This window comes from Aquabacterium sp. (genome assembly GCF_041909175.1).
Taxonomy (GTDB): Bacteria; Pseudomonadota; Gammaproteobacteria; order Burkholderiales; family Burkholderiaceae_C; genus Aquabacterium.
Genome location: NZ_JAYRDZ010000006.1, coordinates 1 through 12,343, shown reverse-complemented (window position 1 = coordinate 12,343; position 12,343 = coordinate 1). Strand labels below are relative to the sequence as shown.

Sequence of the window (12,343 nt, the reverse complement as noted above, 5' to 3'; positions counted from 1 at the left end):
TCCGGTTGAGGAAACAGATCGGGTTTCGCTAGGCGGGGTTGGTTGCGGGTAAACCTGTAAAGTATAACCTATGCTGGCCTAGTTCACCTAAGCTGGCATCTCCCCTAACCGAAGAACAAGGAGCTCCCATGAAAGGCGACCCCAAAGTCATCACCCTCTTGAACGCCCAGCTCAAGAACGAACTGACCGCCACGAACCAGTATTTTCTGCACTATCGCATGCTGAAGCACTGGGGGCTCGACAAGCTTGCCCGCAAGGAATACGAAGAATCGATTGGCGAGATGAAGCACGCCGACAAGCTCATGGAGCGCATTTTCATGTTGGACGGCCTGCCCAACCTGCAGGACCTCGGCAAGCTGCTGATCGGTGAAGATGTGCCGGAGATCCTCCGCTGCGACCTCCAGCTCGAAACCGCAGCTCAAGCCACGGTCAAGGAAGGCATCGCCTATTGCGAATCGGTGCGTGACTACGTTTCGCGCGATCTGTTCCAGATGATTCTCGACGACACCGAAGAGCACATCGACTTCCTGGAGACGCAGATCGATCTGGTCGACAAGGTTGGCATCCAGAACTACCTCCAGTCGCAGATGGGTGAACCGAGCTGATTCCGGCCCCATAGCCGCAAGCCCCTGACAGGCATCAGGGGCTTTTATTTTCCCCATTGACCGCGAATCGTTCTCATTTAGAATGGCAACAATACGTTCAACGGGTTGCCATCATGATTGTCTGTGTCTGCCAAAGAGTCTCTGACCGCGACATCCAGCGTCACGCCCAGGCTGGCTGCTCCTCGTTTGACGATCTTCAGTTTGAAACCGGTGTCAGCACCTGCTGTGGACGCTGCCACGACTGCGCCAAAGCAGAGTTCCACCGCGCACGCCATGCCGTGGCGCCGTCCAACGAGATCACCGTGGCTGCACCGGCCATGATGCCCGCCTTTGCCTGAGCCAGACGGAAACCCGCAAACCCCGGAATACTTGGCAGGAATGCCCCCGTTTTCCCATCAAGTCCTGCGTTAATCGGACGATAGTCTTCCCATGCCGTTGCTCGACCAACGGCGAAAGGGACAGACATGGCTTCTTTTTTCCAGATCCACCCCGCCTCGGATGCACGCCATGCTGCTGATGACGAGGACATGCATTGGCTGGAAGTCTGCCCCCCGACCCTGTCGACCCGCACCACCCCCATGTGGCGCAAAACGATGCAGCGCCTGTGGAACTGGCTTTGGGATCTGGATGTGAGCGCTGAGGCATCGCCATCCGCAAGAGCCGTCGGGCTCGATGCCATCAAGGATGAATTCTGCAGAGCACTGTGGGATCTGCACTCCCCCTCCGCAACCGTCGCACGCGATGCGGTCCAGCGCGCCAACTCGCTGCGAGAGTTGTGGCACTTGCGCGCAGACTTGTTCAATGTGGTTGCCATGCACCGAGGTCAGGCCATTGCCTCTGCCCGCCTGGACATCCTGAACGCCCACTTTCCCGTACGCATTACAGCCAGGAGCACCGAGCAACGGTCGTCACACACGACGCAATGGTGAAGCAAACAGACACACCCGCTCACCCGGTACACGTTGCAAAATAGAGGGCTTACTGCGAACCGCCCTCATGAACATCATCATCCTGGACGACTACCAAGACGCCGTCCGCAAACTGAAGTGCGCATCCAAGCTGGATGGCCTCAATGCCAAGGTCTACACCAACACCGTCAAGGGCATTGGGCAGTTGTCTATTCGGCTGCGAGACGCCGAAGCCCTGGTATTGATTCGCCAGCGCACGCAGTTCCCGCGCGCCCTGCTTGAAAAGCTCCCCAAGCTGAAACTGATCTGCCAGACCGGGCCGGTTGGCAACCACATCGATGTCGAAGCCTGCACCAAGCTGGGCATTGCGGTGGCACAAGGCGTAGGCTCGCCGGAAGCACCCGCCGAACTGACCTGGGCACTGGTGATGGCCGCCATGCGCAGGTTGCCCCAGTACATTGGCAACCTCAAGCACGGGGCCTGGCAACAGTCTGGCCTGAAGTCGTCGTCCATGCCCACCAACTTTGGGCTCGGCATGGTCCTCAAAGGCAAGACGCTGGGTATCTGGGGCTATGGCCGTATCGGGCAACTCGTTGCGGGTTACGGCAAGGCCTTTGGCATGGACGTGCAGATCTGGGGTAGCGAGGCTTCTCGCGCCAAAGCAGAAACAGACGGGCTGCGCACCTCCCCCAGTCGGGAAGCCTTCTTCGAGACCAGCGACGTGCTGTCGCTGCACCTGCGCCTGACGGATGACTCTCGTGGCGGCATCACTCTGGATGACCTGAGCCGGATGAAGCCAACCGCCTTGCTCGTCAACACCTCACGGGCCGAACTGATCGAAGAAAATGCCCTGGTCACCGCACTGAACCGCGGGCGCCCCGGCATGGCCGCAGTCGATGTGTTTGAGAGCGAACCGATCCTGCAAGGCCACCCATTGCTGAGGCTCGAAAACGCCGTCTGCACGCCCCATATCGGCTTTGTCGAGCAAGACAGCTACGAGCAGTATTTCAGCGCGGCTTTTGACAACTTGCTGAACTACCTCAACGGCCACCCGACCAACATCGTCAACCCCGAAGCCCTGAGCGCCCAGCGCTGAGCCCGTAGACGATGGAAGTAGAGCGAGCCCGGTCTGCCCATGACATGAGCATGGCCCGTTGGGCCCTGCTCTTTGGCAATTTCGTGATTGGCTGCGGCGTCATGGTCGTAGCCGGCACACTCAATGACCTGCTTCATGACCTGCGGGTGTCCGTACAACAAGGTGGGCACCTGATCGCCATTGCTTCGCTGGTGATGGGCATTGGTGCCCCGGTGATGGCGGGCATGGTGGGCCGCATGGACCGCCGGCGCCTGCTCACGATCACCATGACCTGGTACGGCGTGGGTCACATCCTGTGTGCGGTGGCCCCCAACTACGAGTGGTTGCTGCCCTTTCGTGCGCTGACGGTGCTCTCTGCCGCCGTGTTCACACCACAAGCTGCTGCAGCCATGGGCTTCATGAGTACACCGGCGCACCGAGGGCGGGCGATCACGTTTGTGTTCATGGGCTGGTCCATCGCATCGGTGGCCGGCATGCCGATGGCGGCCTGGATCGGTGAGCATTTCGGCTGGCGAACCGCCATGGCGCTGGTGGCTGCTGGCGGGTTTCTGTCGGCCTGGGCTGTGCACCACAGCATGCCAGCCGGCATCAAGCCCCCTGCCATCTCATCGCGATCATGGAAAAAGGTGTTCTCCAGCCCGATGCTGATCGGCCTGGTGGCCATCACCGCGCTGCAAAGCTGTGGGCAGTTCACCATCCTGGCCTACGCCGCCCCCTATTACAAGGACGGCTTTGGTGCCAGCACCGAACAGATCAGCTTGCTGTTTGCCTGGTTCGGCGCCCTGGCGCTCAGCGGCAACCTGGTGCTCAACCAGATCATCGACAAGGTGGGGGCGCCCAGGGCGGTCACCATCACGCTGGCGATGATGGCCATCAGTCTGCTGGTGTGGCCGCTGGCCACCTCAGTGATCGGCCTGGCTGTGGTTTTGATTCCCTGGGCGCTTGGCGGCTTTGCGACCAACTCAGGTCAACAGGCCCGCATGGGGGGCATTTCGCCGCGACTGGCCCCTGCCCTGCTCTCGCTCAATACATCAGCCATTTACATGGGCCAGGCGATGGGCGCAACGGGCGGCGGCTGGCTGATTGCACGCTCGGGCTACACCCAACTTCACTGGCTGGCCCTGCTGTGGCTCGCCCTGGGCTGCGCCATCAGCTTTCAGATCTGGCGCGTCCAGGACACCATGGAACAGCGCCGGCATGCCCGGCTGGCTGTTCCAGAGTGATCAGGCACCGCGCTGGCGCAGCGCCTCATACAGGCAGACTCCGCTGGCGACAGACACGTTCAGACTCTCGACGCCACCCATCATCGGGATGCTGACCAGCTCATCGCAATTCTTGCGGGTGAGCTGTCGCATGCCAGAGCCTTCCGCGCCGAGCACCAGCGCGGTGGGTCGACGCAGATCAGCGCCGTAAAGGGTCTGGGGTGCGTCGTCTGAAGTGCCGACCACCCAGATATCGCGTTCCTTGAGCTCCTTGAGCGTGCGGGCCAGATTGGTCACCATGAAATAAGGCACCGTTTCAGCCGCACCACTGGCCACCTTGGCCACCGTGGCATTGATCCCCACGGCGTGATCCTTCGGTGCGATCACGGCATGTGCGCCAGCGCCGTCGGCCACCCGCAGGCAAGCACCCAGGTTATGGGGATCTGTGACCCCATCGAGCACCAGCAGCAGCGGCGGCTCCTCAAGGCTGTCCAGCAAGTCGTCCAGCGACTTCACCTGAGGCAGGCTTTCGACCTTGGCCACCACACCTTGGTGGCGGTGGTTGCCGCAGAGCTTTTGCAGCGCGTCATCGTCAGATTCGATCAGGCGCAGCCCGGCCTCGGTTGCACGCTCGACAAACTGGCGCATGCGTTGATCGCGGCGCGAAGCGTCCACATGCACTTCACGAATGGTTTGGGGCGCCACTTTCATGCGCACCGACACGGCATGGAAGCCGAATAGTGGTTTGAGACTCATGCCGGGATCGTACCTGAGCCCAGCTGGTCTCGGCGCGCTTCTTCGCTCAGCCGGCCCTCATCGATGCGGAAAATGCGCTGACACAGTTGCGCCAGTTGCATGTCGTGGGTCACCAGAACCAGGGTCGTGCCCTGCTCCCGGTTCAGATCGAACATCAAGGACATGATCGTCTGGCCTGTGGCGTGGTCCAGGCTGCCGGTTGGCTCGTCCGCCATGAGGATCTGTGGCCGAACCACAAAAGCCCGAGCCAAGGCCACGCGTTGCTGCTCGCCACCAGACAAGGTCGTCGGCCGGTGGTGCAGGCGGCCACCCAGCCCGACACGCGCCAGCATCGCCTCGGCCTGCGCGCGTGCATCGCGCACACCACGCAACTCCAGCGGCAGCATCACGTTTTCCAGCGCGGTCAAATGGCTGAGCAGCTGAAAGCTCTGAAAGACGAAACCCACATGCAGACTTCGGTGAATGGCGCGGGCATCCTCATCCAGATCGAACAGCGACTGCCCGCACAACACCACCTCGCCCGCGCTGGGAACATCAAGCCCCGCCAGCAAGGACAGCAATGTGCTTTTGCCTGAACCAGAGGCGCCGACAATGGCTGCCGTCTCCCCTTGCAACAGCGTGAGATCAATTTTGTGCAGAATCGTCAGCGGCCCCGAGGAGTCTTCGACGGTCTTGGCCAAGCCCGACGCGGTCAACACAGGCTCCGTACTGGCCACCTTCACTGGTATTGCTGTCATGAACAAGATGAAATCAGAAAAGCACGAGCCCGACTTTACGCGACGCCGCCTGATCGCGCTGGCTGCAGGGTTGAGCACCGCCTTGCCTGTGCTGGCGTACGCAGCCAAACCCACCGGCGTCACCCAACCGGCTCGCATCCTGGTGCTCGGTGACAGTCTGTCTGCCGAATTCGGGCTGGCCAGAGGTACGGGCTGGGTCGCCTTGCTGGACAAGCGGCTTCATGATGAAGGCATCGCAGCCACCGTCGTCAATGCCAGCGTCAGTGGTGAAACCACTTCAGGCGGGCTGACACGCCTGCCTGCCCTGCTGAAGCAGCACCGCCCTACCCATCTGCTGGTTGAACTGGGCGCCAACGATGCCTTGCGCGGCCTGCAGTTGAGCAGCACGAAAGACAACCTGAACCAGATCATTCAACTCGGACAGACCGCTGGCGCGAAGGTGCTGCTGATCGGCATCCAGGTGCCGCCCAATTTTGGCAAGCGCTACAGCGATGACTTCGCAGCCATCTTTCCTGCCGTGGCCAAGGCGCGCTCATGCGCGCTGGTGCCTTTCCTGCTCAAGGGCGTGGCAGACCGGCCCGACGCCCTCAACTGGTTTCAGGCAGACGGCATTCACCCACTGGCCAAAGCACACCCACAGATGCTGGACAACATCTGGCAGGGTTTGAAACCCTTACTTCTTGGGCGTCAGCGTTGAGGCCAGCCCACCCATCAGGGTTTCGGCCTGCTTGCTCATTTGTTCCTGCATCTGAGAAAACATCTGGCGGGACTGCTCCACGTAGCCCCCCATGAAGTTCTGCATGAGCGGCGCCTGCAGGTTCACCACGGAGTTTTCGGTCAGGCGCGACTGCAGATCGATGAACGACTGGATGTTCTTTTCCAGGTAGCTGCCCATCAAGCCCTGCATGGTGTTGCCGTAAAACCGGATGATCTGTGCCAGTGCCTGCGTCGAGAACATCGGCACACCGCCAGTTTCCTCCTCCAGGATGATCTGAAGCAGGATGCTGCGTGTCAGATCCTCACCCGTCTTGGCATCAACAACCACAAAGTTTTCGCACGCCAGCACCATGGCCTTGACATCAGCCAAGGTGATGTAGCTGCTGGTCTGTGTATCGTAGAGACGACGATTCGGGTACTTCTTGATCGCCCGCACGCCCGTAGGAACCGGCGCATCGGCCTGCTCGGTCTCCTGCTCTGGCACAGCGTTTTCAGTCTGGGCAGACGCGGCTGCACGAGGAGAGCGGCGGGAAGTACTCATGTGAGGCTCTGTTCAATGGCTAGTGGTTCATTTTAGGCACAGGCCTTGCCATTAGGCAAAGGCTATCCACACAAGTCGCCACGACATACAAGCAATCCACTGACACCTTTCGTACAGTTGCAAACCTCAAGCATCCATTGCGGATGCCGAAAATAAGCACAGCGGTATTCCCTTATGTCTGTGGGGCGGGAATGGTCATGCCCCTCGGATACGCCATCAAAACAAGTCGAACGGATGCCCTGTGAGCCTGGAGAATGAAGCAGTGAGTGGTAAAGCAGAAGGCAGTGATCATTTCATCACGCCGAGTCAGTTGCGTGTGGGCCTCTACATCCACCTGGACCTGACCTGGGTCGAGCACCCCTTCACTTTTTCAAGCTTCAAGATCAAGAACGAAGAGCAGATCTCGACCATCCGGGCGCTCGGGCTGGAGCGCATCCGCTTTTCGCCATCCAAAAGCGATGTGGAGCCACTGCCGCCGCCTGCTCAAGAGCCGCCACCACCAGAAGTGCCTGCCGTGTCTCACGAGGACGACCCCGCTTACCAGGCCAAGCGCGAGCGGCTGGAGCGGTTGGCGGCCCAGCGCGCCAAGGTGTCTGCCTGTGAAAGAGAGTTTCTCTCCACCACCCGCACCATCCGGCTGATCAACCAGAACGTCTTTGCTCAGCCGTTTCAGGTGAAGGAGCAGGCAACGGAGTTGATCAACTCCATGGCGGACTCGATGCTCGTTGACGCCGACATCGCGATCCAGTTGATGGCAGACAAGATTGGCGGCGAAGACGTCTACCACCATTCGCTGAACGTCACCCTGCTGTCCATGATGCTGGCCAAGGAAATGAAAGCGCCCGCGGCGGCCATCAAGCTGCTCGGCCTGGGTGCTTTGTTCCATGACGTGGGCGAGCAGGAAATCCCGGATCGCATCGTCCGCAAGCTGGAGCCCATGAACCGGGCGGAACTGGCCCTGTTTCAGCAGCACTGCATGTACGGCGTCGACATCGGCAAGAAACTGGAGTTGCCGCCCGAATCGCTGCTGGTGATTGCCCAGCACCATGAACGCACCGATGGCACCGGCTACCCGCAAAAGCTGCTGGCGCCGCAGCTGTCCTTGCTGGCCCGCATTGTGGCGCTGGTGAACGCCTACGACGAGTTGTGCAACCCGCCCAACCCGGCCAAGGCGATGACCCCTCACGAGGCACTGTCGATCTTGTATGCGCAACAACGCATGCATTTCGACCCCATGGCCATGACCACGTTTGTGCGATGCATGGGCGTCTACCCGCCAGGCACCATCGTCGTGCTGTCCAACGGCGCACTGGGCATGGTGGTATCGGTGAACAGCAGCCGGCCCCTCAAGCCCACCCTGCTGGTCTACGACCCGGCTGTGCCAAAAGAAGATGCCATCCTCGTGGACCTGGAGCAAGAGCCCGATGTGGTGGTCAGCAAGACCATCAAGCCGACCCAATTGCCGCAAGCCGCCTACGACTACCTGGCGCCACGCAAGCGGCTGTCGTACTACTTCACGACAGAGACGTCCATGGCGATGGCGGCTTGATTCCGCACAAGGCTTCCGACATAATCCGCCGCTTCTCAACTTGACGGCCAAAGCCATGAACCCAGCCCCTAGTCGCTGGCCTTTGCCGTCCAGTCTGTGAGCACGTCACCAAGACGTGTTTGACAGAACCGGACGGTGAAGGTCTCGCCCTCACCGTCCGGGAAACCACACAGTGGTTTGTTGCGCCAACGCGCGATCCCGGTATGACAACACATCAGCCCACACCCACATGTGGGCACACGGCGCTTTTGCCCAGGACACGGGCGCCGTCGGGAGCACCCCATGCAAGAACGTTTCGCCACGAACCCCATTCTGGCTCGTGCAGTGGCCTCTGCACGCCGCAATCTGCCGCAAACCAAAGCCTTCGCCAACCGCCTGGGACCGGGTCTGATCACGGGCGCAGCCGACGATGATCCCAGCGGCATCGCCACCTACTCGCAGGCTGGGTCTCAGTTTCGATTCAGCCTGGTCTGGACGCTGCTGCTGACCACGCCGCTGATGATCGGCATCCAGATGCTGTCAGCCCGCATTGGCTGGGTCACAGGCCGCGGGCTGGCTGCCAACATTGCACGCGTGTGCCCGCGCTGGCTGTCGCTGATGCTGGTGTGCCTGCTGGTGGTGGCCAACACCATCAACATTGCGGCCGACGTGGGCGCCATGGCCGAGGCGGCTCGCCTGCTGACCGGGGGCCATGTATGGCCCTACATCGTCGGCTTTGGGCTGCTGAGCATGCTGGGGCAGGTGTTTTTCTCGTACGAACGCTCGGTCCGCATCCTGAAATGGCTCACGCTGGCGCTGTTTTCCTATGTGGCCGTGATCCTGGTGGTGCATGTGCCCTGGCAACAAGCCATGCGGGAATCGATCCAGCCATGGCATTTCATGCCCGCCGGCATGTCGATCAGCACCTATGCCAGCATGGTGGTGGCCATGCTGGGCACCACCATCAGCCCCTACCTCTTCTTCTGGCAGGCCGCTCAGGAAGTGGAAGACGCCCGGCGCCGCCCGGACACCGCCGCCCTGCACCATGAACCGGCCTATGCAGAGGAGCATTTGTCTCGCATCCGGCAGGACACCTTCGTGGGCATGCTGTTTTCCAACCTCATTGCCCTGTGCATAGTGCTGGCCACCGCCGTGACGCTGAACATGCATGGCATCAGCGACATCCAGACCTCGGCCCAGGCTGCCGAAGCGCTCCGCCCTGTGGCGGGCGAATTTGCCTTCATGCTGTTTGCCCTGGGGGTGATCGGCACCGGCATGCTCGCCGTGCCCGTGCTGGCCGGGTCAGCAGCCTATGCCGTGAGCGAGGTGTTTGACTGGCAGGCCGGCTTGTCGAACGGCTTTCATGAAGCACGCGGCTTCTACGGCATCATCGTGGCGGCCACCGGTATCGGCACCGTGCTGAGCATGTTTGAGGTGGACCCCATCAAGGCCCTGGTGTGGAGCGCCATCGTCAATGGCGTGATTTCTGTGCCCATCATGGTCGTGATGATGTGGATTGGCCAGTCTCGCGACATCATGGGGCACTTGACCATCTCGCGCCTGCACCGCGTGCTCGGCTGGGCGGCCACCGGCGTGATGGCCATCGCGGTGGTGTTGATGGCGTTTACTTCGTAAGCCTGTTGTCCTTCTTTGGCTTCTTGACCATCTTGTGGCTGTGGCCCTTTTTTTACGGCGCAAAAGCGGAAAAGAGCGCGCATTGAAAGCGCGCTCTTGCCCATGATTCAGTCAGTAGACGAGGTTGACTGAATTGGAGATGGGACGCTTGACTGGTCCGTCTGTGCGGGCTGGGCCTTGCGCTGAGCTTTCTCAGCCTTTTTCTGCTTTTTCTGCTGCTCGCGTTGACGCTTTTCGAACTGGTAATTTGGCTTTGCCATTGCATGCTTTCTCTTTGGTTTGCTGCCACCTTACCACCGGAGCGGGGACGCTGGATTTTTATTAGCCAAACGTTTGACGCAAGCACCGGCAACAGCAGTCCAGCCCTGCTTGAGCCAACGCGAGAGCATGAAGGGGTGAATGCAAAGGAAAGCAGCGACGTTTTCGATCAAGAAACGGACGGGTCGCTCATGGAGACAGCCTTGAGCTTGAAGTCAACCTGAATATCGGCCGACGAGTTTGAGACCTATTTTTAGGCCATAGGGGACATTCTCCGTTAGGTCTAAATGTCCACAAAAGTCAGACAAGCTTCGCGTCCGCGTTGAACGACGCTTTAGGCTGGGGTGCGAAGGATGGGGTGTCGAGAACACACAAACCCCTGCGGTGTTACTCTTGATGCTTGAATCTAGGCTAGTGATGGATTGGAAGCAAGCCATATGTTTACCTGTGCTCATCTTCATGATGTAAGCAACTCTTCTTCAGTCACTGCAAACACATGGCGGTGAGCGTTTGCAATGACCCTTCTGTTTAACGATCCCACAAGTTGAGTAGAGGCTTGAATGTGAAGACTGTTCCCGATTTCGGGATCGTTTCCAATGAGAATAGCCTTTGCAGGAGAGATAGGGTAGTAGAGCGCAGATTGAGTCGGTGGCGTATCAGGAGTTTCAGGATTTGCCAGTGTGTTGAGTACGGGCTGATCAGCAGTCAGAAAGCTTATGCCAGTAGCATTATGAATGACGCGCAGTGGCTGCTCTTTACGGTTTACGTACATAGACCACGCGATGTTGGTTACGAGCATCTGTGATACCAGCGGCCACGTTCTGCGAATTCTGTTTGGGTCAATAGGTGATTTTGGATGAACTACTGCATCGCGATGCTTCTGCGTCCTTAGGTGCTGTGCGGCCATGAAGGTTGCAAAATCGATGCATGCGTCGCTGTTTTGGTAGAAGGTGGCATCGCCCTCTTGCAAGCAAGCTAAATGTGTAATAGCTCTGGCCTCAATTTCGGCATGCCAATCTTCGAGGTAGTTGCACTCTAGTACTTTTGCGGCATGGTCGATGCTCTCGATTTGGCTGCGGGCGGACTCGGATTTGACAAGAGCATGCTGCGCATTGAGATACTGATTAAGTGTGCGTTCGTGAAGTGGGCGTAGGCCGGGAATTGCCTGCTCAACAACGAGTTTCCGCACAAAATCTATATCCGCTTGATCAAGGTGGCGAAATTTGTAGAAGTCTCGCTCTTGAGCAATGTTCATTAAATTCGGGTTTGCAGTGGCACGGTTGGTCAGGCACCATATTTTTTCCGATTTAGCCCAAGCGCGAAGGTATTGCCTCCAAACGTAGTGATGACGATGCTTTGGCTGGGCGGTTTTCTGGAATGTGCGCATATCGATAAAGGCCCAACGCCCTAATTAACCGGCGCCGGAGCGCGAAGTGCGGAGGGTACCGTACAGGCCATGAGAATGCCGAAGGCATGGCCTGTAGTGGCGTCCGCGCTGAACGACCAGTTAGACATCGCTGGCGCAGGTAAATTACTCTTCAATAGAAAAGAAATCCCGTGCTTTTGTGCCGACATACCAGGTCAGACCCTTGTTCGCGCTAAACCCTATTACCACCCCAATCCCAAAAGGGATAGCTTTCTCCAGCGCTTTTCTGGAAAATGTGATGCCAACCCGTTTGAAAATTTCTTTGACTGCCTGAAGTGTTGCTCCCTTAAGATTTTCTTGAACCAACTTCACGAATGCCTTCGAGCCTACACTTTTGCCCCCTTCTTTTGCTGCCTCACTAATGGCACCAAGTCCGGCGACAATAAGGCAGAGCCTTTTTTCTTCCTCAAGCAATATGTCGTGCCCGTAGACAGTGGCTAACGCCATCGTCATTTCAATCTGAAATTTCATTGAAAGTGCGGCATCAGCCGTGGCGCCACCAAATGTTGCAATTGCGGTTCCCAGCCCAGGGATAACGCCTGTAAGCGCTGTAGCGCCTCCCGAGAACGCTGCATAGTAACTGTAGTTGGAGATGACTTTCTCCGAAGCGATCTTCCTAACTTCTTTGTTGCTCTTGCTTGGGTGTGCAACTTTGATTTTTTCTAGTAGACTGATTGTTTCTTGCTTGATATTTTTAGGATCGGCCAATACCAGTTCGATCGCTTTAAGTAGAGTTGGCTTCTCTTGTTCAACCACGGCGTTCATGGGCCCTCCAGGTAAGTAATTTTGCGCTTGGAAATGCGATGTCTAACGAATGAAAGGGACTTCCCCGTCCCGAACTAGCCAAGGGTGAGCTTGGCAACCGGTCTGAAATGACCAAGATGGGAAGTGCGAATAACTCATCTGTTTTTCATCCGGAAGGGGAAGTCCATGG

Annotated in this window: 13 protein-coding genes; 8 read left to right on the top strand and 5 right to left on the bottom strand. The window is 58.6% G+C overall.

Features of this window, described 5'->3' with window-relative positions; all coding sequences use genetic code 11:
* Positions 1 to 128: 128 nt before the first annotated feature.
* The 5 genes from bfr to ACE3PH_RS10010 all read left to right on the top strand — a co-directional run bounded on the left by bfr (position 129) and on the right by ACE3PH_RS10010 (position 3,832).
* Positions 129 to 605: a bacterioferritin gene (gene bfr, locus ACE3PH_RS10030; protein WP_374318468.1), complete on the top strand. Its 477-nt coding sequence runs from the start codon at positions 129 to 131 to the stop codon at positions 603 to 605.
* Positions 606 to 718: 113 nt separating this feature from the next.
* Positions 719 to 943 carry a bacterioferritin-associated ferredoxin gene (locus tag ACE3PH_RS10025; RefSeq protein ID WP_374318466.1) on the top strand — a complete coding sequence of 75 codons (225 nt, stop codon included), beginning with the start codon at positions 719 to 721 and terminating at the stop codon, positions 941 to 943.
* Positions 944 to 1,069: 126 nt separating this feature from the next.
* On the top strand, positions 1,070 to 1,534 hold the full coding sequence (locus ACE3PH_RS10020; protein WP_374318465.1) for a hypothetical protein: 465 nt from the start codon (positions 1,070 to 1,072) through the stop codon (positions 1,532 to 1,534).
* 67 nt (positions 1,535 to 1,601) lie between these two features.
* Entirely contained in the window at positions 1,602 to 2,609 is a 1,008-nt protein-coding gene (locus ACE3PH_RS10015; protein WP_374318464.1) for a D-2-hydroxyacid dehydrogenase family protein, read from the top strand.
* A 50-nt stretch (positions 2,610 to 2,659) separates the two neighbouring features.
* A complete protein-coding gene (locus tag ACE3PH_RS10010; protein ID WP_374318462.1) occupies positions 2,660 to 3,832 on the top strand; it encodes an MFS transporter in 1,173 nt (390 codons plus the stop codon).
* On the opposite strand, the gene rlmB is transcribed toward ACE3PH_RS10010, so the two are convergent.
* Entirely contained in the window at positions 3,833 to 4,567 is a 735-nt protein-coding gene (rlmB, locus tag ACE3PH_RS10005) for a 23S rRNA (guanosine(2251)-2'-O)-methyltransferase RlmB (protein ID WP_374318460.1), read from the bottom strand.
* A complete protein-coding gene (locus ACE3PH_RS10000) occupies positions 4,564 to 5,304 on the bottom strand; it encodes an ABC transporter ATP-binding protein (RefSeq protein WP_374318459.1) in 741 nt (246 codons plus the stop codon). Before ACE3PH_RS10000 ends, rlmB begins: the two co-directional genes overlap by 4 nt.
* Between ACE3PH_RS10000 and ACE3PH_RS09995 the strand changes: the two genes are divergently transcribed.
* Entirely contained in the window at positions 5,303 to 6,001 is a 699-nt protein-coding gene (locus ACE3PH_RS09995) for an arylesterase (RefSeq protein ID WP_374318457.1), read from the top strand. The genes ACE3PH_RS10000 and ACE3PH_RS09995 overlap by 2 nt on opposite strands.
* On the opposite strand, the gene phaR is transcribed toward ACE3PH_RS09995, so the two are convergent.
* Complete coding sequence (phaR, locus tag ACE3PH_RS09990; RefSeq protein WP_374318455.1) at positions 5,978 to 6,562, bottom strand: polyhydroxyalkanoate synthesis repressor PhaR; 585 nt, start codon at positions 6,560 to 6,562, stop codon at positions 5,978 to 5,980. The two genes, ACE3PH_RS09995 and phaR, sit on opposite strands and share 24 nt — an antisense overlap.
* Before the next feature lie 262 nt (positions 6,563 to 6,824).
* Here phaR and ACE3PH_RS09985 point away from each other — a divergent pair, with 262 nt between their 5' ends.
* Together ACE3PH_RS09985 and ACE3PH_RS09980 are read left to right on the top strand one after the other, a co-directional pair.
* The gene (locus ACE3PH_RS09985) at positions 6,825 to 8,111 is read left to right on the top strand and encodes an HD-GYP domain-containing protein (protein ID WP_374318453.1); all 1,287 of its coding nucleotides are present in this window, start codon (positions 6,825 to 6,827) and stop codon (positions 8,109 to 8,111) included.
* A 282-nt stretch (positions 8,112 to 8,393) separates the two neighbouring features.
* The gene (locus ACE3PH_RS09980) at positions 8,394 to 9,725 is read left to right on the top strand and encodes an NRAMP family divalent metal transporter (RefSeq protein WP_374318451.1); all 1,332 of its coding nucleotides are present in this window, start codon (positions 8,394 to 8,396) and stop codon (positions 9,723 to 9,725) included.
* 715 nt (positions 9,726 to 10,440) lie between these two features.
* Here ACE3PH_RS09980 and ACE3PH_RS09975 read toward each other — a convergent pair.
* Entirely contained in the window at positions 10,441 to 11,370 is a 930-nt protein-coding gene (locus ACE3PH_RS09975; RefSeq protein ID WP_374318449.1) for a DUF4238 domain-containing protein, read from the bottom strand.
* A 144-nt stretch (positions 11,371 to 11,514) separates the two neighbouring features.
* A complete protein-coding gene (locus ACE3PH_RS09970; protein ID WP_374318447.1) occupies positions 11,515 to 12,174 on the bottom strand; it encodes an EcsC family protein in 660 nt (219 codons plus the stop codon).
* Positions 12,175 to 12,343 lie beyond the last annotated feature (169 nt).

Excerpts from the sequence above, each read along its gene's own strand:
- ACE3PH_RS10020 (WP_374318465.1), top strand. The coding sequence starts at position 1,070 with ATGGCTTCTTTTTTCCAGATCCACCCCGCCTCGGATGCACGCCATGCT.
- phaR (WP_374318455.1), bottom strand. The coding sequence starts at position 6,562 with ATGAGTACTTCCCGCCGCTCTCCTCGTGCAGCCGCGTCTGCCCAGACT.
- ACE3PH_RS10010 (WP_374318462.1), top strand. The coding sequence starts at position 2,660 with ATGGCCCGTTGGGCCCTGCTCTTTGGCAATTTCGTGATTGGCTGCGGC.
- ACE3PH_RS09975 (WP_374318449.1), bottom strand. The coding sequence starts at position 11,370 with ATGCGCACATTCCAGAAAACCGCCCAGCCAAAGCATCGTCATCACTAC.
- bfr (WP_374318468.1), top strand. The coding sequence starts at position 129 with ATGAAAGGCGACCCCAAAGTCATCACCCTCTTGAACGCCCAGCTCAAG.
- rlmB (WP_374318460.1), bottom strand. The coding sequence starts at position 4,567 with ATGAGTCTCAAACCACTATTCGGCTTCCATGCCGTGTCGGTGCGCATG.
- ACE3PH_RS10025 (WP_374318466.1), top strand. The coding sequence starts at position 719 with ATGATTGTCTGTGTCTGCCAAAGAGTCTCTGACCGCGACATCCAGCGT.
- ACE3PH_RS10015 (WP_374318464.1), top strand. The coding sequence starts at position 1,602 with ATGAACATCATCATCCTGGACGACTACCAAGACGCCGTCCGCAAACTG.
- ACE3PH_RS09980 (WP_374318451.1), top strand. The coding sequence starts at position 8,394 with ATGCAAGAACGTTTCGCCACGAACCCCATTCTGGCTCGTGCAGTGGCC.
- ACE3PH_RS09970 (WP_374318447.1), bottom strand. The coding sequence starts at position 12,174 with ATGAACGCCGTGGTTGAACAAGAGAAGCCAACTCTACTTAAAGCGATC.
- ACE3PH_RS09995 (WP_374318457.1), top strand. The coding sequence starts at position 5,303 with ATGAACAAGATGAAATCAGAAAAGCACGAGCCCGACTTTACGCGACGC.
- ACE3PH_RS10000 (WP_374318459.1), bottom strand. The coding sequence starts at position 5,304 with ATGACAGCAATACCAGTGAAGGTGGCCAGTACGGAGCCTGTGTTGACC.